Consider the following 25238-nt stretch of genomic DNA (forward strand, 5'->3'; position numbering starts at 1 on the left):
AAATATTGTAGTTCAAACCGGTAGATTCAAGCTAAATATCGCATTCACACAATCCGCTTCTTATTGTCCTGCACAAAAGTATCCCAGCCGGAGTATGATTTTTTGCTGCCACCGCCTTTGCCCGTGGGTACGCGCTGGAATGAATGACAAACAGCCACTGCCAGTCCATCTGTAGCATCAAGAAAATCGGGAGTTTCGGTAAATTTGAGCAGGGTTTGCAGCATGGCGGCAACCTGCTCTTTTGTGGCGTTGCCATTACCGGTGATGGATTGTTTTATCTTTCGTGGCGCGTATTCGGTAATATCCAAATTCCGCGACAGTGCGGCTGCAATAGCCATGCCCTGGGCCCGGCCAAGCTTCAGCATCACCTGTATGTTTTTACCATAAAACGGGGCCTCAATGGCCAGGCAATCCGGGTTGTAGTTATCAATAAGAGCGACGGTTTTTTCAAAAATGCGCTGCAGCTTCAGCATGTGGTCGTCAATTTTTTCCATCTTCACCACACCAAGGCTTATCAGTTCAATTTTAGTGCCTACCTCTTTTACCAGGCCGTAGCCCATTACCGCGGTGCCGGGGTCGATGCCTAGTATTATTCGTTCTTTTTTGGTCTCCATGCTTTAAGTTGGCAGTTTTGAGTTGGCAGTTTTACAGTGAAAAAATGCTTGAATGCCAGGTGCGGACCGGCAACTGCAAACTACGGCATTTTTTGGTGGGAATAAAACTGCATTTTATACCGAAGGGCTTTCCAGTACCGATGTATACTCCGAACGGCTTACTATTCTCGCACCCATCGATTCCAAATGCGGGGTGTGTACCTGGCAATCTATCAAATTATATTTCCCGCTTTTGCACAAGTAAATCAGCGCGGTCTTTGAGGCATTGCTTACTTTGCTAAACATGCTTTCGCCGCAAAAAACGTTGTTTACTTGTACCCCATACAAGCCGCCAACCAGTTCGCCATTCTCCCATACCTCAACAGAATGGGCATAGCCTTTTTTATTAAGGGTGATGTATGCGGCCTGCATGTCTGCCGTTATCCACGTACCGTCCTGGCCTGGGCGCGGGGCTTTTGAACAGGCTGCTATAACCGCTTCAAAAGCTTTATTTATGGTGATGCTAAACCTGCCCGATTTTAACACCCGCTGCATTGATTTTGACACCTTCAATTCATCCGGGTAAAGCACAAACCGCTCGTGCGGCGAAAACCACAGGATCGGTTCGTCCTCGCTGTACCAGGGGAAAATGCCATTTTGATAGGCCAACATCAGGCGTTCGGTCGATAAATCGCCGCCGATAGCCAGCAAGCCATCATCCTCGGCTAAAGCCGGGTTGGGAAACAGCAAACGTTCATCGAGCCTGAAAATCATCAGGCAAATTTACGCCTTGCGCTTTATTACCCGCTTTAATAATTGTGCTTAATTTTTTATGAGTAAAAAAATTCAATATCGTATAAACCAGGAATCCGATCGAGAAAAATATGCCGGTATCTAAAGATTGTGAGAAAATATATGTTATTAAAACAATTAAGACAGCAATACCTATGGCAATTAACGCCTTAAACAGGTTTTTGAGTCGATATAAAACCCTAAACAAGGTGATTTGCAAAACAATACCTATAAACAAAAGAAAACAGAACGCCAAAATAAATCCACCACCGGGAAGGAAATCAACCAGGCTTCTGTTTTGTTTAAAATAAAGATCTTCCACAAAACTTACAACGTCGCAAAGGAATAATACGCCTAATACTCCAACTACTGAGCAAGTTATACCCAACAATGCTTTTTTCTGATTCATCGGTTAGTTTTCTTCAAATCAAGCATCAATTTTGTTAAAAATTCCGGTAATCAACAGTATCAAATTTACGCCTTGCGCTTTATTACCAGCTTTTTATTTTGTGCCCGGGCCACTGCGTCAATATATTGCTGCAGCTCGGTGTATTTTGCAGCTGGTATAACGTGGTTGTTTATGTTAAACTTGGCGGTGCTCACTACCTGGTTTTTAGCTGCATTATAAACGTAGGTAATGTCATAATTACCATATGTAAATTTCAACGACTGGTTAGCCGGAAGTGTTTCCACCTCAAAACCTGCCGGTAATTCAATAGTGGTAACGCACGATTTTTGCATGGGCGAGTTAAAGTAAAAGTCTGATTTCCTTTTTTCCTCAATCGGTACGCTAAAGGCGCAAAGATCAAATGCCCGGGGCTTATAAAACTGTTTATCGCCAGCCATTACATCGCAAAACTTATCGTACTCCAGTTCCAAATCCACTTCCTTAACGCCGCCAATATCGTTGCCGCTGGTGATGTTAAATGTACTCGGCTGTTTAATATTCAGCATGCGCAAATAAGATTCCTTCTGGTCGTCAACTTTTGTTGCAGCCAGGTTTATATAATCAAAGCGGTATTCGCCGGTTGATAAAATTTTTACCTGCGTTTTAGCACCACCATCGGCACCCAATACTATGTGGGCCTCACTGTTAAACTGGTTGTCTTCCATTTTGCTGCGCGGGGTATTTACCAGCTTACCGCCATCGTCACTAATTAACAATGCTGTGCGGTTTTCAGTAAACGGGCCCAATTTGCCAAATTTGGTTATACTGCTGGTGCATTCCAGCCATGTTGTATCGCCCTTAAATGGGATACACAAAATAACGTGGTTAAACCCGTTATACGGAAACGAAAAATCGGCCGGCTCTTTATTTGCCTCTGCATTTATTACAGCATAATTCGATGGGATATGAACCGCCTTAAGTAATGCATACATATAATTTGAAAGTGCTTTGCAATCGCCATATTTCTGTTGGTCAACGAACGTTGCGGGGAATGGCTTCAGGCCGCCAATACCCAGCTGCACGCTAACATATCGCATGCTTTTTTGCATATAATTGTATAAAAACTCTGCCTTCGCCTTGTCGGTTTTTATTGTGTCGGTCATTCGCCGTATTTCTTCCACGCGCTGCGGCGATAACGAGCACACATCGGCATTGAGGCCTTTTATAAACTTGCCGAACTCGGTCCAAGTGCTGAAATTGCCCTTTACCCCATAAAACTCAAAATTATTATCAGCAAAATATATACGTGGCAATACCCGCCACGGCACCGCGCCATCTTCAATTTTAAAAGCCTTTATGTTGCTTACTTTCCAGGTGTAATCATCAAGGTTTTCGACAGCCTTCTTTTCGGGTGTTATTTTGATGTTTTTTGCGAGGTAGCGAAAACCTGCATCGTTGCTAATCTGCAGGTGCACAAACGCATTTTGTACCGATTGTTCATTACCCTGAAAATCCCATCCGCCTAAATCAACCAGGCTGGTAATGTCTTCTTCATATTCAGTTTCAACTGTGGCCGGGTATGAGGCTATGGTATGCCTTACGCCTAAAAAACGCTCATCGGATACCAGTTCACCGCCGCTTGCGGCACCGTCATACATATCGCCTTTATGATATTTTTTTAGCGATACGCCTTTTTCGTTATAAATACGCATCTCAATATCGCTAAAGGTGTCGTACTTTTTGTTGTAGCCCAGCACCATCACCGCTTCGCGGTCGGCCTTTTCATTTAAAACGGTCACAATATTATGCACACGCTTGATCATCTTACCCGGCCCCTTAACAACTATATCAGTTGCTGAATAACGTACTACCGAGTTGGCGCCCTCCTTTAACGAGTCGGGTATGCTGGCGGCACTGTATAGAGCGGGGTCTATTTTTTTGTCCTGGCTATAGGTTTTTGCTGACAGCGTTATCGCTGCTGCAGTAATTAAAAGATAGCTTAAATATTTATTCTGCATGGTTCTTATCCTTTTTTCAACACAACTTGTTCATTCAGCATTTCATACATTTTCTTTAAAAATTCATGAAATTCTGCATAGTTCTCCTTAAAATATATCGACCGCCTAAATGATATGTAGTAGCGCATCGCAATTGTGCCGTCTTCTTCGCTTACAATCCGTTTGAAGCTGATACTGTTATCTGGCATAGTCATGGTGGCGCTCTTTGGCAGCGCATCGGTTTTGTAGCCGGGTGGAATTTTAAACGTGCCGTTTAGCGCATAGCTGTTCGGGTAGCTAAAATCAATGTCGGTAACACGGGTATCACTTAAAAAAGGGTTTTTGCGGAACTGCGTAAACAGGTTTGAATTAAAGTAGATATAATTTTCGTCTGATCCGGTAAGTTCCTGGTTAAAGTCAATAACCTGTAACAATGGCAACGAGTCAACCTCCATATTCTCAAACTTTAGCGCTCCTATGCCCAGGCTGTTATCCTTATCCAGCAGGTACTCGATATACTTTTTTTCACCATCGGTTTTATATCTTTTTATGGCATCAATCCGGTTCTGGCTATAACTGTTTATATGGGCGTTGCCGGTCATTTTACCGCCCGGCTTAATTTCGGCATTTATGGTGACCATTTGTTTTACGGGTTCCGTTTTATTTAAAAAAAACAGGTCGTATTTTTCGTGGTCGTCGTCGATATAAAAACCCATCCCGTTTAGTAATGGCACCGGTATTTCGTTGTAAACGTTGTATTTACCGGTGGCATCAAGCACGTAAAAATTTGCATCATCGCCAGGCACGTAGGCAACTGTGCGGTTAAATATGTACGGATTAGGGTACCCCGGGTTAACCTTACCATGTTCGCGTGTACTCACCATCATCGGCAGCGCATTTATGCCCGCCTTATGTAATAAATGATACAATATTAAATTGATTTCGGTTGAGTTGCCCGATTTCTTTGTCCACGCTTCCGAAGTACCGTCTTGTGTGTAAGGTTCATCAATCTCATTCCACTTCATGGCATTTTTTACCTCGTTAAATATAAAAGCAATTTTTGCCGAGGTATCTTTTATGGCCTTTGCCTTATCAAGTATAACGCGCTCTCCGGACAAGCCCCTGTCCATTTGCTGCCCGAAGTCGGTATACCTGATTTCAGCCTTCCCTATTTGTTTCCAGGTATTGCCGTACTCGTTTGTGCCCCCCGAAATACGTTGCGCGCTTCCCAAAAGATACTGAATGTGCTGCAGGTTGTCTTTACGGGCGCCCATAAAGGGCTCATCCCGTAATGATGGGATATTTACCATCGCTTTAATTTCCTCGGTATTTTTAGCGTATGGCTGGCTAACTTTTTCCAGTGGTTTGTAGTAAACCTCGCCGGGTATAGCCGCCTTAAACTCGCTGTAACGGGTAGGTATCGACGATTGAAAATACCAATCGGGGAAAAGGTTAAGGTTATGCGAAAAGACGGTGTATTGTATATCGAGCACAGACCCCGGCTGAACATTAGGCAACGAAAATGCTATGGTATAGAACGTCCTGTCGGCCCGCTGTTTGTATAAATCTTTTTTATCCACCTTAAAAATCTCAATGTTTCCATTGTTGAGGTTTATCGTTTCGGCTTCAATGTCGGTAATCTGTTGAATTTCACTGACCCCTATGTACTCAATCTTCTGGCTTCCCCAGTCTTTGCCTCTGTCATTAAAAATCTTGATGCGCACATGCCTTTTATAGGCAATACCCGCACTAAACGATACATCGCCTTTGTCAAAAAGCACCTCGGCATTGGCATCGGGCTCAAAATCGCACGACTTCATCTCCAAGTCCTCCTTGCTTACTTTGCCAAATGGCATGGTAACAGGCAATTCGCCTGGCGACTTTTGCCCTTTAGCATTAAACCCAATTATGCATATACTGCATATTAAAAAAAGCTTTTTCATTATTTAACCCTTGTTCTTTTCGTTCAATTCCTAACTCTTTTCTCTTGATTCTCGACTCTTGATTCTTGGTTCTTGACTCTTGGTTCTTGACTCTTTCTCCCTATCCCTTTTTCAAAACAATTACTTCGTTCAGCATTTCGTGCATTTTCTTAAAAAAGGCATAAAAATCGGGGTAATTGGCTTTGGGATATTCGGGCACATTATAGTACACGTTGTAGCGTATTACTATTGAACCATCCTGTTCAGCCAGTATTCGTTTAAACGTGAAACTTCTATCAGGCATAGTCATGCTGGTGCTCTTCGGCAGCGCATCGACTTTGTACCCTGCCGGTATTTTAAAAACACCGTTTATCGAGTAGCTGCGGTTATAGCCAAACTCAACGTCTGTTTGCCGGTTTTCACTTAAAAAGGGGTTGGTTTTAAGTGCCGAAAACAGGTTAGGATTTAGGTAGATATAGTTCTCGTCCGAACCTGCAAGGTCAAGGTTAAAATCGAATTTTTGCATCAGCGGCAATGAGTCCACCGCCATATCTTCCAGTTTCAGGTTGGTAACTTTTACGTTATTATCGTCGTGGCGCAGGTAGTCGATGTATTTTTTTTCGCCGTCAGTTTTGTAGCGATCCACCACATTTATTTTGTTGTAGCTGTTGCTGCTTATCTGCACGGAGCCCTCAACTTTGCCTCCCGCCTTTACTTCTGCATTTACAAAAACCGACTCGCGCACGGGCTCATTTTTTTTTAGGGTAATGATGTCATACAAATCATTCGATTTATCAATATAAAGACCTGATGAGTTCAGCAATTCTGCCGGGGTTTCGTTATACATATTGTATTTACCACTCGCATCGAGCACATATCTTTTTGCGGTATCAACCGGCACATAAACCACGCCCCGGTTAAACTGCACCAGCGAAGTGTAAAACGGCCTTACCCTGCCATGTTCGCGTGTGCTTACTACCATCGGGTATGCCCCGATGCCTGATTGCTTAAGTAAATGATACAGGATCAGGTTTATTTCGGTTGCATTTCCTGTTTTGTTTTCCCAGGCTCGGTAGGTTCCGTCTATCGTATACCAGCGGTCGCTGCCATTCCATTTCATGGTGTTTTTTACCTCGTTAAAAAGATAGGCTATACGCTCGTCGGTCGATTTTATGGCCTTTGCTTTTGCTATTATGGCTTCCTCGCCATTTACTTTCCTTTTCAGCTGCCCGCCAAAATCGTCATCATCGGCCAGAATCGTACCCACTTTTGCCCAGGTATCCGAATGGTTAACGGCAAAACCACCGATTGGCTTGATGGTAACCAATTGAAAACGGATGGCCTGCACGTTATCCCTGTACGACGACATATAAGGCTCATCGGGCAACGACGGCACATTTACCAATGCACGCAGCGTATTTTCCAGGGTGTATTGGTAGGCTTGGCTTCCCTCTAACAAGCTCCGTCCATCGGATGTGGTTTTATACTTTGCAAGGGCCATTGAAAGGTTTGTGTTTGCCCTGAAATAAAAAATATCGGGTATCGCAGTGTATAACTCGCTGTAACGTACCGGTATATGGTCCTGGAATTCCCAGTCGGGAAAATTGGCGAATGAATTGGTGTTATAGTTATATTTATACTCCAAAATGCTGCCTGGTTTTACGTCAGGAAACGTAAAGGTTATTTCGCTGTTATTTTTGTCGATGACTTTGGTGTAGATCAGTTTTTTATCCAGTTTGATAATCTCAGGTTTGCCATTAACAAGGTTTATTGTTTGCGCCTGCAGCCCGGTGATGTACTCCAGGCGGTTGCCGCTGTAAAATTTAATGTGTATGTCGGCCTCTTTTTTGCCATTGTCGTTAAATACTTTTATCCGGCGATGTATTTCGTTGGTTATCGACATTAAATCGGCGCCGAAATAAACATTGCCTTTGTCAAAGAGCACCTCGGCGTTTGCATCTTTTTCAAAATCGCAGGCCTTCATTTCAAGGTCGGCAACATCAATTTTTCCGAAAGGTTGTGTGGTCGGGATTGCCGCTGCCGGCGTTTGCGCCTTTACGGTAAAACAAACAAAGGCCAGTAAAAAGGCGGGTAAAAGTTTATTCATTGCGATACAATTTGGTATTTAAATATAGTTAATTGGTTTTATTATTATTTTATTTTTTTATCCTGATATTATTTAATATCGATATTTAATTCTTCTTCAATACAATTTGCTCGTTAAGCAAATCGAACATCTTTTTATAGAAATCGCGGATGCTGGGGTACTCATCGGCGGGGAAAACGGCTCTTCTATAATTAATGGTATATCGCACTGTTATTAAGCCCTCCTGCTCGGCCACAATGCGTTTAAATGTTATGCTGGTATCGGGCATCATCAGCGATGTTGCTTTAGGCAGAGATTCTGTTTTATATCCTGCCGGAATTTTGTATACACCATTAATGGCATAGTAATTTAAGCTGCCAAAATCAATAGCCGAATTGCGCCCTTCACTTAAAAACGGGTTGGTACGAAACGAGGTAAATAAATTGGGGTTGATAAAAATGTAATTATCGTCCGAACTGGTAAGGTCGAGCTGAAAATCAAAACGTTCAATTAATGGGAGCGAATCTTTTTCAACGTTTTCGCGCTTGTATGATGTTATTTTAAGGTTATTGTCATCATCTCTTAACGCATCAACATACTTTTTTTCACCAAGCTTTTCATATTTCTCCAGGCTGTTTTTACGGGCATAACTAAACCGGTTAACCTGGGTATTGCCCTCCAGTTTTCCATTTGGTTTAATGGTTGCCTCCACAAAAACAACCTTTCGCGATGGGTTATCATTTTTAAGGGGCACCAACAAGTTTACGCCGGTGTTATCCGGGTCGATAAAAAAGCCTGTTGTATTTAAAATTTCAAACGGGGCGTCTGTCCAGGTATTAAATTTACTGCAGGCGTCAAGCACGTAGTTTTTCCGGGATAGTGTTACGCTAACCACAATTTTGTTAAATGCATTAATATCCGGGTAGCTGGTGTTTATTTTCCCGTTATCGCGTGTGCTTACAAACAACGGGGAGCATTTTATCCTCGCCTGTTTCAGAAACCGGTATAAGATCAAATTTACTTCGGCGCTATTCCCTTGTTTTTTGTCCCATGCCTTTTTTATGCCCTCGCGTGTAAACCATACATTTTCGCCGTTCCATTTAATGTCACTTTTTATTTTATTAAAAATATAGCTTGTTTTTTCCTCATCGGTATTAAATGCTTTTGCCCGGGCAACTATATTGTCGGCATCGTGGAGCGTTCGGGTTAATTCCATGGCAAAATTGCGGTCATTCATAAGAGCAGATCTTAAATAATCCCAGTTCATCCACAGCCGGGGATGGTTACTGTTAGGAGAAAACCTTCCGGCCGATAATACAAAGCGGATGCGTTGCAGGTTATCCTGGCGCGAGGTGGCGTTTGGTTCGTCGGTAAACGACCGGATGTTTTTCAGGGCCCATACATATTTAATCCCTATTGTATCGCGCTTTCCTTTAACCCACGGCTCACGGGCCTTTTTTTCATATTCACCTAATACATGGGGGATTATTTTATACGAGTATTCATTCCTTACGGCGGCGTTTAGTTCACAATATTTTACCGGTATATCCTGCTGAATATCCCAAGCGGGGAATATACCCTCGTTATCAAGCGTAACGTTATAGGTATATTCAATAATAGAACCCACCTTAACCTGGGGAAAAGTAAAAGTTATTTTCTTAATATTTTTGTCGGCAGTTTGTTTAAAAAACTGCGATTTGTCAACTTTAAGGTAAGTTATTTTGCCGTCGTCAAGATTAACGGTTTCGGCTTCAATGTCGCTTACGTTTTCAAGGTCATGCCTGCTTACGTAGCTTATGGTAACATTAGCCTCGTCGGTGCCTTTGGTCGTTAATATCTTTATCCTTACATGCTTTAACACTGTCGTGGATGATAAACCGGTGTTGACATCGGTTTTATCAAACAAAACCATAGCATTTGCATCTTTTTCAAAATTGCAGTTAGATAGTTTTAAATCGGCCGTATCAACTTTACCGAATGGCTGGCTTTTACCGATCATGGCTGTGTCGGATTTTTGCGCTTTTAACGCGAGGCCCAACAGGCAAAACAATAAAATGAGTGTAAGTTTATGCAATGGTTATGGTATTAGGTTTTAGCTTTTCTTCAGCACAATTTGCTCATTCAGCATCTCGAACATCTTTTTATAAAAATCGCGAATACTGGGGTATTCATCCACACTAAAAAGCGACCTGGCGAAATCAATATTAAAGCGGATTAAAATCTGCCCGTCCTGTTCAGATACTATCCGTTTAAACGCGATGCTTTTGTCGGGCATAGCCATCGAAACGCCTTGCGGCAACGCATCAATTTTATAGCCGGCGGGTACTTTATACAGGCTTTTAATAGAGTAGCTGCCCTGTATGCCAAAATCAATGTCAGCCTGTCTCTTTTCGCTTAAAAATGGGTTTTTGTTAAACGAGGTAAACAAGGTAGGGGTAACATAAATATAACGTTCATCCGAGCCGCTAAGGTCGAGCCGGAATTCTGCGCTCTCAATTAAAGGCAGGGAATCCGCCTCCATATTTTCCCTTTGCAGCGAAAGGATTTTCAGGTTGTTATCGCCGCTCCCGAACTTCTCTTTATACTTAATTTCGCCCATGTCGGTGTAATCCTGCAACTTTTCCGTTTTGATGCAGCCGAAGCTCGATATGTGTGCTGTTCCTTCCAACTTTCCGTCGGGCTTAATTTGCGCGTTAATAAATACCGCCTTTTTAACTGGGTTTTCGTCCTTTAATAGCTTAAGGTCATACTTTTTAGTATCAACGTTAAGCGTTAGCGAATAACAATTAAGCAGTTTAAATGGTACAGAGTCGTAGGTGTTATATGGGCTGGTAGCGTCAAGTATATAATTTTTTTTGGCGGATGTTGTTACGCTCAGTACCATGGTGTTAAAATCATTCATGTTGGGCAAATCAACATCTACCCGTCCATGGCTGCGTGTGCTTATATAAACTAAATTGCACTTAATGCCCGCCATTCTTAAAAAATCATACAGCATCAAATTAATTTCCGCGCTATGACCTTCCTTTTTCTGCCACGCGCTTTTTACATCGTAAGTAATCCAATGGTACCGTTTGTTCCATTTAACATTGTTTTTTATCATGTTAAACATCAGGCGGATCTTCTCGTCATCGGTTTTTAACTGTTTAACGGCAGGCAGTATATTATAATCGTCTTTTAAACTTCGTTTTAAATCCTCTATCAAATTATCATCTCTTAACAGCAAGTCGACAACTAAGGGCCAGGTGTGTGGTGTCGGCCAAAGCTTCATATCGGCATAAGGGGTCTGCAGCAGAAAAAAGCGAGTATTTTGAATATTGTCTTCCGGGATGGTAGTATACGGTTCGTCCCTGAACGATTCTGTATTTTTTACAGCCCAAAAGTAATGTGCGCCGGTCGAATCGCCCAAACCACCCCGAATAGCTTCTTTCACGTTTTTATCATACTCACTATAAACTCTCGGAATAATTTTATAGCTGAAACCGGTCGATATTTTTAAATCGAAAGTACTGTACCTAACCGGCAGGTTTTCCTGGATGTTCCAGTTTGGCACGGCTCCCGGAAAATCAATTGTACGCGTGTAGGTATATTCAACTACGGCCCCCGTCCTAACCGCGGGAAAGCTAAATTTAAGCGTTTTAGTGGCTTTGTCCGAAATCTGTTTATAGATTAGTGATTTATCAACCGGAATCGTTTTAATTACTCCGTTGTCAAGGTAAAGCGTTTGGGCTTGCATATCAGTAATCTTTTCAAAATGGTCCTTACTGGTATATTCAATCACCACGTCAGCCTGGTTAAGCGCTTTGTCATTCAGAATTTTTACACGTCGGTGCCTGGTAATCGTAGTAACGTCGCTTGTGGCGATTACTTCGGTTTTATCGAACAAAACGAGTGCGTTTGCATCTTTTTCAAAATCGCAGGCGGTAAGCTTCAGGTCGGCAATGTCGATCTGTCCATAAGGTTGGGTTTGCCCTTTTGATACCATCACTGCACAAAGCAGCAACAAGAGCACAAATAGTCTTTTCAATTAACAGGGATTGAACAGATAAATATAATTATTAATTTAATTTCTGATTAAAATATTTTATTAGATAAATACTAAAGGAAAGATGCAATTACTGCCAAAAATCCACAAAGCCGTTTAAACTATTTTGTCAAACCAAAGTCATACCATCAAATACCCTTATTATGGATAATTTACTGCAGGTAAAACATTTATATGCGCGGGCTGGCTTCGGGCTGAGGTTTGATGAAAAGAGTACTGCCGGCAACCTTAGCGTAAAACATGCAATTGCCGGGTTGTTTAAAACATCTGAAAATCCGCAGCCGATAACCATCGTTAAAGACAACGCCGATTACAGTATGTTAGTAAAAGGCGACAAGGAGCAGAAAAAGCAGTTTATGCAACTGCAGCGCCAGCAGGAAAAAGACCTCAACATGGCCTGGCTTAACTTCATGAGCACTACCGACGCCGTGCTGCGCGAGAAGATGACCTTGTTTTGGCATAATCACTTCGCGTGCCGGAGCCGGCAATCGGAATTTGCACAACAACTCAATAATATACAACGACAGCATGCTTTAGGTAATTTCCGCGAGCTGGTGCTGGAAGTCTCCAAATCGCCGGCCATGATCCAGTTTTTAAATAACCAGCAAAACCGCAAGGGCCATCCCAACGAAAACTTCGCCCGCGAACTAATGGAACTTTTTACAATCGGTCGCGGAAATTATACCGAGCAGGATGTTAAGGAATCGGCCCGGGCCTTTACCGGCTGGGGTTTTGATAAGGACGGTAAATTTATTACACGCCCCTTTCAGCACGATAATGGTGAAAAAACTTTCCTGGGCAAAACCGGCAACCTAACAGGCGAAGATATCATCAACCGCCTGCTGGAGCAAAAGCAAACCGCCATATTTATCAGCACCAAACTTTACAAATATTTGGTTAACGAGGTGCCCAACCCGGCACACATTGCGGCCATGGCCGACGTTTTTTACCACGGTAATTACGAAATAAAACCACTGCTTGAATTTGTGTTTACAGCGCCCTGGTTCTACAATCTGCAAAATACGGGCAACCTGGTAAAATCGCCGGTTGAGTTTTTGGTCGGGCTTAACCGCCAGTTTTACATCAGTTATCAGCGGCCTGAAGTACTGCTGCAATTTCAGAAAGTATTGGGACAGGTGCTCTTTTACCCGCCTAACGTAGCCGGCTGGCCGGGTGGCCGAAACTGGATTGACAGCTCATCGCTAATGTACCGCCTAAAAATACCGTCGACCATATTAAATGGTGGCCTGATTGACTTTACCGGCAAAGCCGATCCTGAGGAAGAGGCTTACATTGCAGCCACCCGTAACCAACAGCAGCAGGTAAATGCTCGGGTACAGGCCCAGGTTGATTGGGATAAGTTAATGGAAACTATTCCCGCCGGCATAAACAACCAGCAAATAGCAGCATTTTTGCTGCAGCCACCGGTAAGTAAAACGCTGGCCGCCGAGCTTGGCAATGCGCCGGATATTAAAACAGCAATAATTCAAACAGTATCAACGCCTGAATATCAACTATGTTAATTTTTTAATTAGTGAGTTAGTGATTTTTAAGACAGTTTTCTCAATCACTAATTCGCCAATTCACTAAATCGCTAATTAAGATGAACAGAAGAAATTTTTTGCGCAACACTGCGCTCGCTTCGGGGGCATTAATGGTTCCCGCTTTTTTGAAGCCATTTGAGGCTTTGGCGATAAATGAGCTATCGGGCTATAAAAACCTGGTGATTATTCAACTTTCCGGCGGCAACGATGGTTTGAACACCATTATCCCCTATGGCAACGATATCTACTACCAAAAGCGCAGCACTATCGCCATAAATAAACCCGATGTGATCGCACTCAACGATGTGCAGGGACTTAACCCCAACCTCTCTGCATTAAAGGAATTGTACGACCAGGGCTGGATGTGCGTCATTAATTCTGTTGGCTACCCTAACCCCGACCGCTCTCACTTCCGGTCCATGGACATATGGCAAACCGGCAGTGAGGCTAACCAGTTTTTAACCACCGGCTGGATAGGCCGTTACTTGGATTCAAATTGCGCCACATGTAAAAACCCATATACTGCAATTGAGGTTGACGATACTTTATCGCTGGCCATGAAGGGCGCCAAAATGAAGGGCATTGCGGTTGAAGACCCTAACAAACTTTTCCAAACTACCCGTGAGCCATTTTTTAAAGAACTGGTGCACGACCATGAAAACGCCAATTTAAGCGAAGACAACCTTGGCTACCTGTATAAAACTATGGCAGAAACATATTCTTCAGCCGGGTATATTCAGCAAACCTCGAAAACCTATACGGTAAAGGGTGAGTACCCAGCAACGCCATTGGGTAACCAGCTGAAAACGGTATCAAAATTTATCAACTCCGGCTTGCAAACGCGGGTTTATTATGTATCGCTCAGCGGCTTTGACACGCATGTTGCCCAGCAGGGGCAACAAGGCAGGCAGCTGCAAATTTATGCGGATGCCGTAGCTGCATTTATAAAAGACCTTAAACAAACAGGAAAGCTGGATGATACCCTGGTGATGACCTTCAGCGAGTTCGGCCGCCGCGTTGAACAAAACGCCAGCAACGGTACCGATCATGGCACGGCCAACAACATCCTGCTCTTCGGCGGTAAGCTAAAAAAGGCAGGCATTTTTAACGATGCTCCCGATTTGGCACAGCTGGATAACGGCGACTTAAAATACACCGTCGATTTCAGGGATGTGTATGCCACCCTGCTTGATAAATGGCTGGATGTGAGCAACGGGCAGGTATTGGGTAAGGGGTTTAAAGGGTTGGAGTTTATTGCCCCCTAACCCCCTAAAGGGGGAACGAATTGCAGATGGCTGAGACCATCTTGCCAGGTGTTTGAAACAAAAAGAGACGCAATATATTGCGCCTCTACAAAAATTTTCTTCCTCCCCCTTTAGGGGGCCGGGGGGCCCTATTTCGGCATTCTCCGCATCATGTTTGCCATGGCTGCCGGGTTGCTCATTTGCTTCATCACCTTGCGCATATCTTCAAACTGCTTTATCAGGCGGTTAACCTCGGTAAGGTTGGTGCCCGAGCCATTAGCTATACGGTTGCGGCGGCTTTGGTTAATGGTATCAGGATTGCTTTTCTCGTATGGCGTCATCGACTGTATGATGGCTTCGATTGCTTTAAACGCATTGTCGTCAACCTCCACATCCTTCATCATTTTACCAACGCCAGGTATCATGCCCATCAAATCCTTCATGTTACCCATTTTTTTGATTTGCTGTATCTGGCTGTAGAAGTCGTTAAAATCGAACTTGTTTTTGCGGATTTTCTTTTGCAGTTCGGCAGCTTCCTTTTCGTCAAACTGTTGCTGCGCACGTTCAACAAGCGAGATAACGTCGCCCATGCCCAAAATACGCGATGCCATACGGTCGGGGTGGAAAACGTCAAGCGCTTCCATCTTTTCGCCTGTACCGATGAACTTTATCGGTTTGTTAACAACCGATTTAATCGACAAGGCCGCACCACCGCGTGTATCGCCATCAAGCTTGGTTAATACAACGCCGGTAAAGTCGAGGCGGTCGTTAAACACCTTTGCGGTGTTCACAGCATCTTGGCCGGTCATTGAATCCACCACGAACAAAATTTCGTGTGGTTTCGTGGCGGCTTTTACGTTTTCAATCTCCACCATCATGGCTTCGTCGATAGACAAGCGGCCGGCGGTATCAATTATCACCACGTTATTGCCGTTTTGTTTGGCTAACGCTATGCCTTCGCGGGCAATAGCAACCGGGTCGGTCGATTCCAGGTTAGCATAAACCGGCACATCAATTTGCTTGCCTAAAACCTGCAATTGCTCAATTGCCGCCGGGCGGTAAACGTCGTCGGCCACCAGCAGCACCTTTTTGTTTTTGCTGGTTTTTAAGTAATGGGCCAGCTTGCCGGTAAAGGTTGTTTTACCTGCACCGTTTAAGCCTGCAATTAATATAATGGTAGGGTTGGTAGTTAAATTCAATTCGGCCGTGCTGCCGCCCATCAGTTCGGTCAGCTCATCATTCATTATTTTGGTGAGGAGCTGGCCGGGAGAGATAGAGGTCAATACATTCTGACCGATTGCTTTTTGCCTTACTTCGTCGGTAAAGGCCTTGGCGGTTTTATAGTTAACGTCGGCGTCGAGAAGGGCCTTGCGGATTTCCTTCATGGTTTCGGCCACGTTTATTTCAGTAATAGTTCCCTGGCCCTTTAGTACCTTAAAGGCCCTGTCGAGTTTATCCGAAAGATTTTCAAACATTAGTTATGCTGATTTTGAGCATGCAAAAATAAGATTTTTTACGGTTTATATCGGATATTTTAACCGCAGCGGCAAGGAGGGCGACACGAAGCACGCTGAGTTTTAACACTTTTTCGCGAGACAGCGAAGAGCCTCCCGAGTCCAAAGCGTTCCATTTTTATACGTGGAACACCTGGAACGCTGTGAAATAGTCTGATTATCAAATGCTTAATGTTTTCGCAAATTGTCCGCGGGTCAATTATTGCGCGTTCCTAACCAGTTTCCAAACCTCGCTGTTAAAACTCGCCTTTGTAATCCCGCTCACCTTTTCCAGTGCTTTAAAATAATTTTCATCGCCTTTTTCAACTTTTCCGCAAGTGAGCAGGGCCATAGGGGCGCCGCCTTTTTCCTTGTCGTACTTTTGGGCAATTAAGGCATTTATGGCGTACGATATTTTTAACGGTTTTGAACCTTCCGAAAAATTCTTGTTCTTTTCGTTGATGTATAGGGTCAGCCAATCAGCATTGGGATTGGCGGCGGCATATTCTTTAAACATTCTAATAATTTCAGGCCAGCTAATACCCCAGCTGCCGCCATATAAGTAGGCGCAGCCCTCATCGACCGGGCGGTTAATGATATCGGGGTTAACCACCTGCCGTAACCGCTCGTGAAAAAGGTCGTGCGGGTCGAAGCGGCTTTTGTATGCATTCCACCCGTTCACCAGCAATAATGAGTCGTTTTCATGTACCGACAGGGTGCCCCACGCCAGCCCGTTATACTGCAAGTTATAATCGACCCCTAAAACTTGTAGCGCTGCAGCAACGTTATCGCACAAATACAAAGCAATAGGCTGGGTAGGCGTGTGCAGCTTTTTATCATAAAGGCTTACCGTATTATAATAGTATTTTGCCCCGGTCAGGTTCAGCGTGTCTTGATAATGAAAGCTGATATTGCCGAGCTTTTTTGTTTTCCAGCTTTGCGTAGTTTGCTTTAACGGCGAGTAAACATAAAATGCGCCTTCAACTTTTTTTACCATTAACCTAAATGACGACCGCAGTACAGGCGTGCCATTTACATCCGCCATATAATTTATCCGGGTTGAAAAAACATCATCACCGAGGGCGCTAACATTGGCTAAGTACGGTTTATAATAATTATCGTCCTTAAGTTTGGAATTTTTCTCCAGTCCTTTTAGCTCATCCAATAACATTGAGGTTGCCAGGAACTCATCTTTTAAAATAAATTTATTCTCCGCATGCGGTTTTTCTTTTTGGGCGAGAAAGCCATTCAGCGCGCTTATTAATTGAACTTTGGTTGCCGAGTCTTTCGGCAGGTTTATTTCGGGGGGTATAACTAACGATTGCCCGTAAACATGGCCGGCGAGAACGGTTAGTAAGAGAATAATGAAGCGTTTCATGTGTGTGTTTGAGGTTGAGGGATGCAAGATAAAGAAATTTACAGTCCGTCAATACCACACATAGCCAGGCACCTGCAATTCTTTAATTTCCTTGCTATTCCTCTTATAACAAATCAGATCTTCGACGCTGCAGCGCCTTTGTATTTATAAAGCAAGTCGGTTGCCATAATTCGCCATCAGCAACGCCCAAAAAACATTTTGCGCGTATTGTAAATAATACATATGTAGTATTGTACTCCTGTTTTAGCTGTCGTAATATTGATTGGTTAGAAAAAAATTAGGTACCGGCGGCAACGCGTTGTCTTTATTTTTTAATCCTTAAAAAAAACAACTTCACAAATGTATTAATCGGAGCGCGCCGTTTACGAAAGACGGCACTCCGTTAGTAGCAAACAGGCGCTTTGACGGACAGATGCTGGCGCTTAAAGAAAGGCTTAATGACGAAACAATCAACGAAAGTGCTTTTGTTTAGGTAATGAAATCCTTTAAGTTTGATAAACAAACGATGAGCAGCAAAAACCTATATTTTGTGTAATTAAAAATTGATAAATAACGCGGTGAAAGACGAAAAAAGCAAGTACAAAACCGGCTGGCGCTTTTTGCTGATAAAAGCAATATGCGCAGTAGCCATTGTGTTTTTGATAGAAACTGTTTTACAGGCCTTCACCAGTAAAGATGCCCTGGCGACTGAATTGGCGCCGTTTCATAACCACTATTTCTCGCTATCGCGCAACTTCCTTACCATACCGGGTATGGCTTCCACATTTTCGGACGACCAAACTGCGACAACCAGGTTTGTGGAGTATTTTATATTGGGGTACATAGCATTTGCTATTATCAGCATGTTAATATGGGCAATACCTGTATTGAAAAAGTATTCCAGCCGCGTTAATTCCGTGTTGTTCTTCCTGCTGGTGTTGAGCACGTTCCTGGTAGCATTTTTCTTTCCCGGCCGAATGACGGTGATTGATACCGAAGCCCGGGAAATGGAAAGCACCCTCTATTCCTGGTGGTTCATACCTGAAACTACGCGTGTCACTTTTGACGATATAGCCAACATCGATTATAAAACCTCGTGGTATTATAATGGGCACGACAAAATATACAACAACTACATATTGATAACCATTACCACAAAAAGCGGTGCAAAAATCAACCTCGGCGAAATACAGGCCGGTGAGCAACCGGGTACGCTGATGCATAAACCGGAGGTTATGATTTCGCCGAAACTAATAGCAATGGCTGCCAAGGTGGTGGACGCGTTGAATGTGGCGGTGAAGCATTAGCGTTTAGTATCAATAGCTCAAGGGGTATGCCGGGAGGTTTAACAAACACATTTTTAAACCAGGCCTGCGACCTGGCCTGATGAATTACGCACTTTCAGGGCTTGGGGATGTTCTTCAACTTATGTGAACAAGTTACGAAGGCGACAATGTAGAACAACCAAATTCAGTCCCGTCTGCACGCTCAGCCCTGAAAGGGCGGCCATCACCAGCGCAGGTCGGGGGCCTGCGGCAAAAACCACAGCCTTACCCCGGTTAAAATAATAGTTTTATATTTGGCTTATTGCAGTACTATGTTATTATCAACTCACCCGGTAGAATATCGTTACAATAAGTTTAATGGCTGGTTTGCAGTTATTGGTTTAGCGGCAGTTATTGGTGTTGCCGTGCCTTACATTATCTCCAATGCGAAAGCGGGCGATAACGGAATAGCCTTGGCAATTTTGACCGGGGCCGGCATAGCGGCGTTGATGCTTGTTTTTGTTATTAATAAATACTTTATACCTGCACTAAGAGGCGACATCGCGCTCGAAATAACTACCAAAGGAATAACAAGCTACCTGCATAACATCAGCATTTTGTGGCGCGATGTTGAAAACATTGAGGTTAACGGCGGCCGTATGGCCGATGTACTATACATCTACTTTAAACAGGAAACCGACTACGGCGATTATGTACGCATTCCCCTGCAATGGATAACCGGGAACGACGACGATATCTATGAAACGGCCAAAGCTTTCTGGAAGCACAAACCGCAGCAATAACAAAGCATTTTTGCTAAAAACAGGTTGATTTAATCATAGGCCGGTAAATTAAGTTTATTGGTGGTTTTATATTATAATAAATGTATTTTCGTTTATACCTTGCACCTGTTGTATCGAAATATGAACACTGCCGATAATTATGAACTTTTGATTGATAAGATCAACATCTTTATCCGGAAATACTATTTCAATAATTTTTTACGGGGGCTGATATTTTTAGGTGCGGGGCTCTTTTCCGCCTATGTGGTTATCACCCTCAGCGAGTACTTTGGTAACTTCAATATCCTTTTCCGTACGCTGCTTTTTTACCTTTTTATCGCGCTTAACCTTAGTTTGGTTGTCTGGCTGATTATGCCACCTCTGCTGGCTTGGCTAAAACTGGGTAAATCGTTAACGCATGATGAGGCCGCCGAAATTATCGGCAAGCATTTTAACGATGTACACGATAAGCTGCTCAATACCCTGCAGCTAAAAAAACAAGCCGGCGAAGATGCTCAGCATCGTGCATTGATAGAGGCCAGCATCAACCAAAAAATTGAGGCTTTAAAACCGGTAAGTTTTCCATCGGCAGTAAATATTAAAGAAAACCGCAAGTATTTAAAATGGTTGCTGTTTCCCGCTGGGGTGATAATTATTTTAGCTTTTGCGGCACCGTCCATATTAACCGAAAGCACCAAAAGACTTATTCGCCATAACGAATATTTTGTGCCTGTTGCCCCGTTTAATTTTATCATCCAGAACAAAACTCTTTCGGTTGTTCAGGGCGATGATTTAAAACTCGACCTGAAAATCGACGGCGATAAATTACCGGCCGATGTGTATGTTGAAACCGCCAACAATACCTTTAAGCTGGATAAAGAGAACATCAGCAAATTTCATTACCTGTTTACCAACCTGCAGCAAAACACGGCATTTAAGTTAACGGCTAATGGCTTTACCTCGCAACCCTACGAAATTAAGGTTAACCTGCGCCCGGCATTGTTGCATTTTGACGTGGCGCTAAACTACCCGGCTTATCTGCACAAAAAAAACGAAACCGTAAAAAACGCCGGGGATTTAATTATCCCGGCCGGTACAATGGTTACCTGGCAGTTGCATACGCAAAACGCCTCGGTGCTGCAATTTAGCATGAACGGAAGCAGTGGCAATATCAATCCAAAATCGCCCGATGTTTTTGAACACAAAGAAAGGGTTCTGAAAAACAGCATCTATAAAATAACCCCGCTTAATACCAGCATCAGCCACAGCGATTCGGCGAGTTACCGGGTTAATGTTATTGCCGATGAAATGCCATCCATCACCGTACAGGAAAAACAGGATTCGGTGAGCCTGAAAACGCTTTACTTTAATGGCAGGATACAGGACGACCATGGCTTTTCGTCTTTAAACTTTCACTATACCGTTGGCGCCCCCGGCGATAAAACCAATGTAAAAACCTACACCAAACCGGTTAAGGCCGACCTGGCGCAGCCGCAGTCGGATTTCTTTTATTTCTGGAACCTGAAGGATATGGGTATAAAACCCGGCGACCAGGTAACTTACTATTTTGAGGTGGCAGATAACGATGGTGTTAGCGGGCCGAAAAAAGTGAGGTCGCCCGAGCGGACAATCAACATCCCAGATGCAAAAGAACTGAATGAGCAGCTAAATGCCGGCAGCCAGGCCATCAAACAAAAAATGGAATCGGCAATAAAACTGGCCGGGCAGCTGGAAAAAGATTCGCAAAAGCTGAACCAAACATTACTTAATAAAAATACGCTGTCTTTCGACGAGAAAAAGCAAATTCAGGACCTGCTGCAAAAGCGCAAGGATCTGGAAGATTTGGTAAAAGAAGTTCAGGCCGACAATAAAAAGAACCAATACAATCGCCAGGAAAACCAGCAACAAAGCCAGGAGCTTACCGAAAAGCAAAAGCAGATGGAAAAATTGCTGAACGAGGTGCTTGACCCCAAAATGCAGGAAATGCTGCAACGCCTGCAGGAAATGCTGGAGCAGGAACAAAAAGAAGGCGCCCGCAACGAGCTGCAAAAAATGCAGGGTGACAATAAATCGCTTAAAAAAGAGCTTGATCGCATGCTCGAGCTTTACAAAAAGCTGGAGTTTGAACAAAAGCTAAACCAGAACGCTGACCAGCTGAACAAACTGGCTGAGCAACAGCAGCAACTCTCAGACCAGGCTAAACAACCCAATGCCGATCCGCAGCAATTGCAAAAAGACCAGCAAAAAGCGAATAAAGATTTCCAGGATATCAAAAAATCATTGGATGATTTGAAGAAAGAAAACGAGCAGGCCGAGCACAAGCAGGATTTTGAAGATCCGAAAAAAGACGAAGACAGCATCCAGCAGGAGATGGACAAAAGCAGCGATGACCTGGATAAAAAAGACAGTAAAAAAGCATCCCAATCGCAGAAAAAGGCAGCAGATAAAATGAAACAGCTGGCCCAAAAAATGAAGCAAAATCAACAGGAGGGCGAACAGAAGGAGGCCGAAATTGATGCACAACAGCTGCGCGAACTGTTGAAAAATTTGGTGAACAGTTCGTTTGAGCAGGAGAAGGTGATGCAAACGTTGAAAACCACCGCCCCAAGCGACCCCAACTATGTAAAACTGGCGCAGAGCCAGAAAAGCATAAAGGACAACCTTAAAACTGCAGAAGACAGCTTGTATGCACTAAGTCGCCGTATACCGCAAATACAATCTACGGTAAATACGGAGATAACCAGCATTAATAACCACATTGATGAGTCGCTTGAGAACCTGGGCGACCGTAATACTGCCAAGGCCACCAGCAACCAGCAATATGCCATGACATCGATGAATAACCTGGCATTGTTGTTAAGCGAAGCGCTGGCCCAATTGCAAAATATGCAGAAGAAAGGGAGCAGCGGCAAGGGTAAAGGGAGCAAGAAGTCAGTATCGCAATTGGCCAAAATGCAGCAACAGCTAAACCAAAATATGCAGAAGGCCCGTGACCAGATGCAGCAGCAGGGACAACAGGGTAACCAGGGAAAAAGTTCTTCGGGGAATAATGGAAATATGAGCGAACAATTAGCTAAATTAGCGCGCCAACAACAGGAGATTCGGCAGGCTTTACAGCAAATTGATCGCGAAGAAAACAAAGACGGCACTGGTGGGTTAGGTAATCTTGATAAAATTTCGAAAGAAATGGAACAAACCGAGCGCGATCTCGTAAACAGGAGAATAACCGAAGAAGCAATTAAACGGCAACAGCAAATCCAAACCCGTTTATTAGAGGCCGCGAAGGCCGAACAGGAACGTGAACAGGATGAGCAACGCGAAAGTAAAGCAGGAAAAGATGTGCCGCCGGGATATATAAAAGCACTGCAGGAATATCAGCAGAGCAAACAAAAACAAACAGAACAGGTACGGACAGTACCGCCTGCGCTGAATTTTTATTATAAAACAAAAATTAAATCATACTTTGATCTACTCAACGCTAAATGACATGGACCAATCAAATGTTCAAGCAGGTGAAATGTACACCTTACAGCTTCCTTCAAAACAAGAGAGCATAACTTTGCTGGAAAATTTGATAGAAGAAATTTCCGACAGGCACCAGGTAAGTGAAGATACCTTCGCCAATATGATGACGTGCCTTAGTGAAGCAGTAAATAACGCTATTGCACATGGCAATAAGTTCGACGAAACTAAAAAGGTTATCGTTAACGCTGATGTGGAAGGCAAACGTATTGTTTGGACCGTTACCGACGAAGGCGATGGCTTCGACTACAACAACCTGCCCGACCCAACCGCTCCGGAAAACCTGGAGAACTTAACAGGTCGTGGTGTGTTTATTATTAAACACCTTGCCGACCAGTACATTTATAATACCAAAGGCAACGAAATTGAACTTCACTTTAAGATATAATGCCGGCTATCCAGTTTTTTGAAGAAGACATCACCTATACTTTAAAACAAAAAACAGCCGTCAGGCAATGGGTTACAGATACCGTAACCGCCGAGGGCTATAAACTGAAAGAGCTAACCTATATTTTTTGTTCGGACAGTTACCTGCTACAGATAAATCAACAGTATCTTAACCACGATACTTACACAGATATAATAACTTTTGATAATTCGGATATCGCCAAAACCATAGTTGGCGATATTTTTATTTCTATCGACCGCATCCGCGAAAATGCCCTTAAATTCAGCCATACCGAGGCTGACGAACTGCACCGCGTAATTATCCATGGCGCCCTGCATTTGCTGGGCTATAAAGACAAAAGCCCGGCCGACAAGAAAAAAATGACATTAAAAGAAGATTTCTATTTGAATAAGCGAGCCTTTATTAGCTAATTTTACTTTTTGTCATTCTGAGCGAGAGCGAAGAATCTTATACGCGCGGACACAAACGCCGGACAGGCATCGCGCAAGCTATTTTACATTATAAGATTCTTATTTTCGGTTAGGATAATAAAGGGAGGCAACGGGCAATTGAAAACCTCCGTACTGGTAATTGACACTAAAAATCCAATTTTAAATATTATGAAATTACTTGCATTAATCTGCGCTTTTATGTTTGTTACAGCTGCGCCATCATCAGTTTATGATTTTAAGCTGAAATCAATTGAGGGGAAAGCTTTTTCGCTCGCGAAATACAAGGGCAAAAAAGTGTTGATAGTAAACACTGCTTCAAAATGCGGCTACACCCCACAGTATGCCGAACTGCAGAAATTAGCCGAACAGTACAAGGATAAAGTTGTTGTTGTTGGGTTCCCGGCAAACAACTTCGGTCAGCAAGATCCGGGTACCAATGGCGAGATCAAAACTTTTTGCGAAAAACGTTTTGGTGTTACCTTCCCGCTTAGCGAAAAGGTTAGCGTAAAAGGCGACGACATCGACCCATTGTTCAAGTACTTAACAGAAGCTGAAAACCCTGATTTTACCGGCGAAATTAAATGGAACTTCGAGAAGTTTTTATTGGACGAGCACGGCAAATTAATTCACCGTTTCCGCTCAAAAACAACACCTTTAGATCCTGCAATTACAGCAAATTTATAAGCAAATTAAACGCTATAAAAGAAACAGCCGCCTGATTAGGGCGGCTGTTCTTGTTTGCAGTTAAATTTAAATATATACGCTTTGAAGTTTGTTCTACATATATTTCAGCATATCCCAAAGCATTTCGTAACCATCGTTAATTATTTTTTCTTCTTCGGCGGAGTCAAAATTAGCCGCGGTTATGTATTGATAAATGCCATAAACATGGCCATTAAACATTGATATGATCAAGTTTACCGGTTGTTGTCGTAAAAGCTTTTTCCGTATGCCCTCAGCAATAAATTCGGCATAACCAACGATATGTAACTCCAGCTTTTCTGGCGACAGCTGCGCCAAGTGCGGCGAAAAGTTAAATTGTTGGATATAATAAAACTTATCCCGGTTTTTTAAAGCCCAGTTAACAGAATGGACAAACACATTCCTGAACTTAGTGGTTATAAAATCATCACGATTGATAATAGCCTGCACATTGCATGCTTGTTCATCCTTTATCTTATTATATACCGCTGCAACCAATTCGTCCTTGGTTTTGTAGTGATAAAAAAGGGTGCCATTTGCTACACCAGCTTCGGCGGCTATTTTGGCCGTAGGTGTCCCATGGAACCCATTGGCCACAAACAACCGCAATGCGGTTGCCTGGATCTGTTCTTGTTTACTCACTATTTATAGACTAATTAGTCTATA

The 25238-nt window shown here is 43.3% G+C and carries 19 protein-coding genes; 8 read left to right on the forward strand and 11 right to left on the reverse strand.

Annotated features, from left to right (window positions below; translation table 11 throughout):
* Nucleotides 1-44 precede the first annotated feature (44 nt).
* The 8 genes from ruvC to Q0R52_RS13075 form a co-directional block, all read right to left on the reverse strand.
* On the reverse strand, nt 45-614 hold the full coding sequence (gene ruvC, locus Q0R52_RS13040; protein ID WP_252792877.1) for a crossover junction endodeoxyribonuclease RuvC: 570 nt from the start codon (nt 612-614) through the stop codon (nt 45-47).
* A gap of 114 nt (nt 615-728) precedes the next feature.
* Nucleotides 729-1367 (reverse strand): leucyl/phenylalanyl-tRNA--protein transferase, encoded by a 639-nt coding sequence (gene aat, locus Q0R52_RS13045; RefSeq protein WP_295795108.1) that lies wholly within the window; start codon nt 1365-1367, stop codon nt 729-731.
* Complete coding sequence (locus tag Q0R52_RS13050; protein ID WP_252792875.1) at nt 1348-1794, reverse strand: hypothetical protein; 447 nt, start codon at nt 1792-1794, stop codon at nt 1348-1350. Before Q0R52_RS13050 ends, aat begins: the two co-directional genes overlap by 20 nt.
* A 65-nt stretch (nt 1795-1859) precedes the next feature.
* Nucleotides 1860-3791 carry a DUF3857 domain-containing protein gene (locus Q0R52_RS13055; protein ID WP_295795109.1) on the reverse strand — a complete coding sequence of 644 codons (1932 nt, stop codon included), beginning with the start codon at nt 3789-3791 and terminating at the stop codon, nt 1860-1862.
* A gap of 5 nt (nt 3792-3796) precedes the next feature.
* Nucleotides 3797-5713, reverse strand: a complete 1917-nt coding sequence (locus Q0R52_RS13060) for a DUF3857 domain-containing protein (protein WP_295795110.1) — start codon at nt 5711-5713, stop codon at nt 3797-3799.
* Nucleotides 5714-5813: 100 nt separating this feature from the next.
* Nucleotides 5814-7799 (reverse strand): DUF3857 domain-containing protein, encoded by a 1986-nt coding sequence (locus tag Q0R52_RS13065; protein ID WP_295795111.1) that lies wholly within the window; start codon nt 7797-7799, stop codon nt 5814-5816.
* Between the two features lie 85 nt (nt 7800-7884).
* Nucleotides 7885-9852: a DUF3857 domain-containing protein gene (locus tag Q0R52_RS13070; RefSeq protein WP_295795112.1), complete on the reverse strand. Its 1968-nt coding sequence runs from the start codon at nt 9850-9852 to the stop codon at nt 7885-7887.
* Between the two features lie 18 nt (nt 9853-9870).
* Nucleotides 9871-11805 carry a DUF3857 domain-containing protein gene (locus tag Q0R52_RS13075; RefSeq protein ID WP_295795113.1) on the reverse strand — a complete coding sequence of 645 codons (1935 nt, stop codon included), beginning with the start codon at nt 11803-11805 and terminating at the stop codon, nt 9871-9873.
* Between the two features lie 161 nt (nt 11806-11966).
* Here Q0R52_RS13075 and Q0R52_RS13080 point away from each other — a divergent pair, with 161 nt between their 5' ends.
* Together Q0R52_RS13080 and Q0R52_RS13085 are read left to right on the forward strand one after the other, a co-directional pair.
* Nucleotides 11967-13346: a DUF1800 domain-containing protein gene (locus Q0R52_RS13080; RefSeq protein ID WP_295795114.1), complete on the forward strand. Its 1380-nt coding sequence runs from the start codon at nt 11967-11969 to the stop codon at nt 13344-13346.
* 80 nt (nt 13347-13426) lie between these two features.
* Nucleotides 13427-14632, forward strand: a complete 1206-nt coding sequence (locus tag Q0R52_RS13085) for a DUF1501 domain-containing protein (RefSeq protein ID WP_295795115.1) — start codon at nt 13427-13429, stop codon at nt 14630-14632.
* A gap of 128 nt (nt 14633-14760) precedes the next feature.
* Here the strand turns inward: Q0R52_RS13085 and ffh are convergent, their stop codons facing one another.
* A complete protein-coding gene (gene ffh, locus Q0R52_RS13090; RefSeq protein ID WP_295795116.1) occupies nt 14761-16086 on the reverse strand; it encodes a signal recognition particle protein in 1326 nt (441 codons plus the stop codon).
* Nucleotides 16087-16324: 238 nt separating this feature from the next.
* Complete coding sequence (locus tag Q0R52_RS13095; protein ID WP_295795117.1) at nt 16325-17482, reverse strand: hypothetical protein; 1158 nt, start codon at nt 17480-17482, stop codon at nt 16325-16327.
* A gap of 542 nt (nt 17483-18024) precedes the next feature.
* Here Q0R52_RS13095 and Q0R52_RS13100 point away from each other — a divergent pair.
* The 6 genes from Q0R52_RS13100 (at nt 18025) to Q0R52_RS13125 (ending at nt 24554) form a co-directional block, all read left to right on the forward strand.
* A complete protein-coding gene (locus tag Q0R52_RS13100; protein ID WP_295795118.1) occupies nt 18025-18768 on the forward strand; it encodes a hypothetical protein in 744 nt (247 codons plus the stop codon).
* A gap of 290 nt (nt 18769-19058) precedes the next feature.
* Nucleotides 19059-19529, forward strand: a complete 471-nt coding sequence (locus tag Q0R52_RS13105) for a hypothetical protein (RefSeq protein ID WP_295795120.1) — start codon at nt 19059-19061, stop codon at nt 19527-19529.
* Nucleotides 19530-19649: 120 nt separating this feature from the next.
* Nucleotides 19650-22994, forward strand: coding sequence for a DUF4175 family protein (locus tag Q0R52_RS13110; RefSeq protein WP_295795121.1), 3345 nt, complete (start codon nt 19650-19652; stop codon nt 22992-22994).
* 1 nt (nt 22995) lies between these two features.
* Nucleotides 22996-23418, forward strand: coding sequence for an ATP-binding protein (locus Q0R52_RS13115; RefSeq protein ID WP_295795122.1), 423 nt, complete (start codon nt 22996-22998; stop codon nt 23416-23418).
* Nucleotides 23418-23849 carry an rRNA maturation RNase YbeY gene (ybeY, locus tag Q0R52_RS13120; RefSeq protein ID WP_295795123.1) on the forward strand — a complete coding sequence of 144 codons (432 nt, stop codon included), beginning with the start codon at nt 23418-23420 and terminating at the stop codon, nt 23847-23849. The genes Q0R52_RS13115 and ybeY overlap by 1 nt, the downstream gene beginning before the upstream one ends.
* Nucleotides 23850-24038: 189 nt before the next feature.
* The gene (locus Q0R52_RS13125) at nt 24039-24554 is read left to right on the forward strand and encodes a glutathione peroxidase (protein WP_295795124.1); all 516 of its coding nucleotides are present in this window, start codon (nt 24039-24041) and stop codon (nt 24552-24554) included.
* A 93-nt stretch (nt 24555-24647) separates the two neighbouring features.
* On the opposite strand, the gene Q0R52_RS13130 is transcribed toward Q0R52_RS13125, so the two are convergent.
* Complete coding sequence (locus Q0R52_RS13130; protein WP_295795125.1) at nt 24648-25214, reverse strand: TetR/AcrR family transcriptional regulator; 567 nt, start codon at nt 25212-25214, stop codon at nt 24648-24650.
* Nucleotides 25215-25238 lie beyond the last annotated feature (24 nt).

Origin of the sequence: Mucilaginibacter sp. (assembly GCF_025359345.1) — a bacterium.
Lineage (GTDB): Bacteria > Bacteroidota > Bacteroidia > Sphingobacteriales > Sphingobacteriaceae > Mucilaginibacter.

What these genes read in the sequence shown, in the direction of transcription:
- ruvC (WP_252792877.1), bottom strand. Translation starts at nt 614, where the DNA reads ATGGAGACCAAAAAAGAACGAATAATACTAGGCATCGACCCCGGCACC.
- aat (WP_295795108.1), bottom strand. Translation starts at nt 1,367, where the DNA reads ATGATTTTCAGGCTCGATGAACGTTTGCTGTTTCCCAACCCGGCTTTA.
- Q0R52_RS13050 (WP_252792875.1), bottom strand. Translation starts at nt 1,794, where the DNA reads ATGAATCAGAAAAAAGCATTGTTGGGTATAACTTGCTCAGTAGTTGGA.
- Q0R52_RS13055 (WP_295795109.1), bottom strand. Translation starts at nt 3,791, where the DNA reads ATGCAGAATAAATATTTAAGCTATCTTTTAATTACTGCAGCAGCGATA.
- Q0R52_RS13060 (WP_295795110.1), bottom strand. Translation starts at nt 5,713, where the DNA reads ATGAAAAAGCTTTTTTTAATATGCAGTATATGCATAATTGGGTTTAAT.
- Q0R52_RS13065 (WP_295795111.1), bottom strand. Translation starts at nt 7,799, where the DNA reads ATGAATAAACTTTTACCCGCCTTTTTACTGGCCTTTGTTTGTTTTACC.
- Q0R52_RS13080 (WP_295795114.1), top strand. Translation starts at nt 11,967, where the DNA reads ATGGATAATTTACTGCAGGTAAAACATTTATATGCGCGGGCTGGCTTC.
- Q0R52_RS13085 (WP_295795115.1), top strand. Translation starts at nt 13,427, where the DNA reads ATGAACAGAAGAAATTTTTTGCGCAACACTGCGCTCGCTTCGGGGGCA.
- ffh (WP_295795116.1), bottom strand. Translation starts at nt 16,086, where the DNA reads ATGTTTGAAAATCTTTCGGATAAACTCGACAGGGCCTTTAAGGTACTA.
- Q0R52_RS13095 (WP_295795117.1), bottom strand. Translation starts at nt 17,482, where the DNA reads ATGAAACGCTTCATTATTCTCTTACTAACCGTTCTCGCCGGCCATGTT.
- Q0R52_RS13105 (WP_295795120.1), top strand. Translation starts at nt 19,059, where the DNA reads ATGTTATTATCAACTCACCCGGTAGAATATCGTTACAATAAGTTTAAT.
- Q0R52_RS13110 (WP_295795121.1), top strand. Translation starts at nt 19,650, where the DNA reads ATGAACACTGCCGATAATTATGAACTTTTGATTGATAAGATCAACATC.
- Q0R52_RS13115 (WP_295795122.1), top strand. Translation starts at nt 22,996, where the DNA reads ATGGACCAATCAAATGTTCAAGCAGGTGAAATGTACACCTTACAGCTT.
- ybeY (WP_295795123.1), top strand. Translation starts at nt 23,418, where the DNA reads ATGCCGGCTATCCAGTTTTTTGAAGAAGACATCACCTATACTTTAAAA.
- Q0R52_RS13125 (WP_295795124.1), top strand. Translation starts at nt 24,039, where the DNA reads ATGAAATTACTTGCATTAATCTGCGCTTTTATGTTTGTTACAGCTGCG.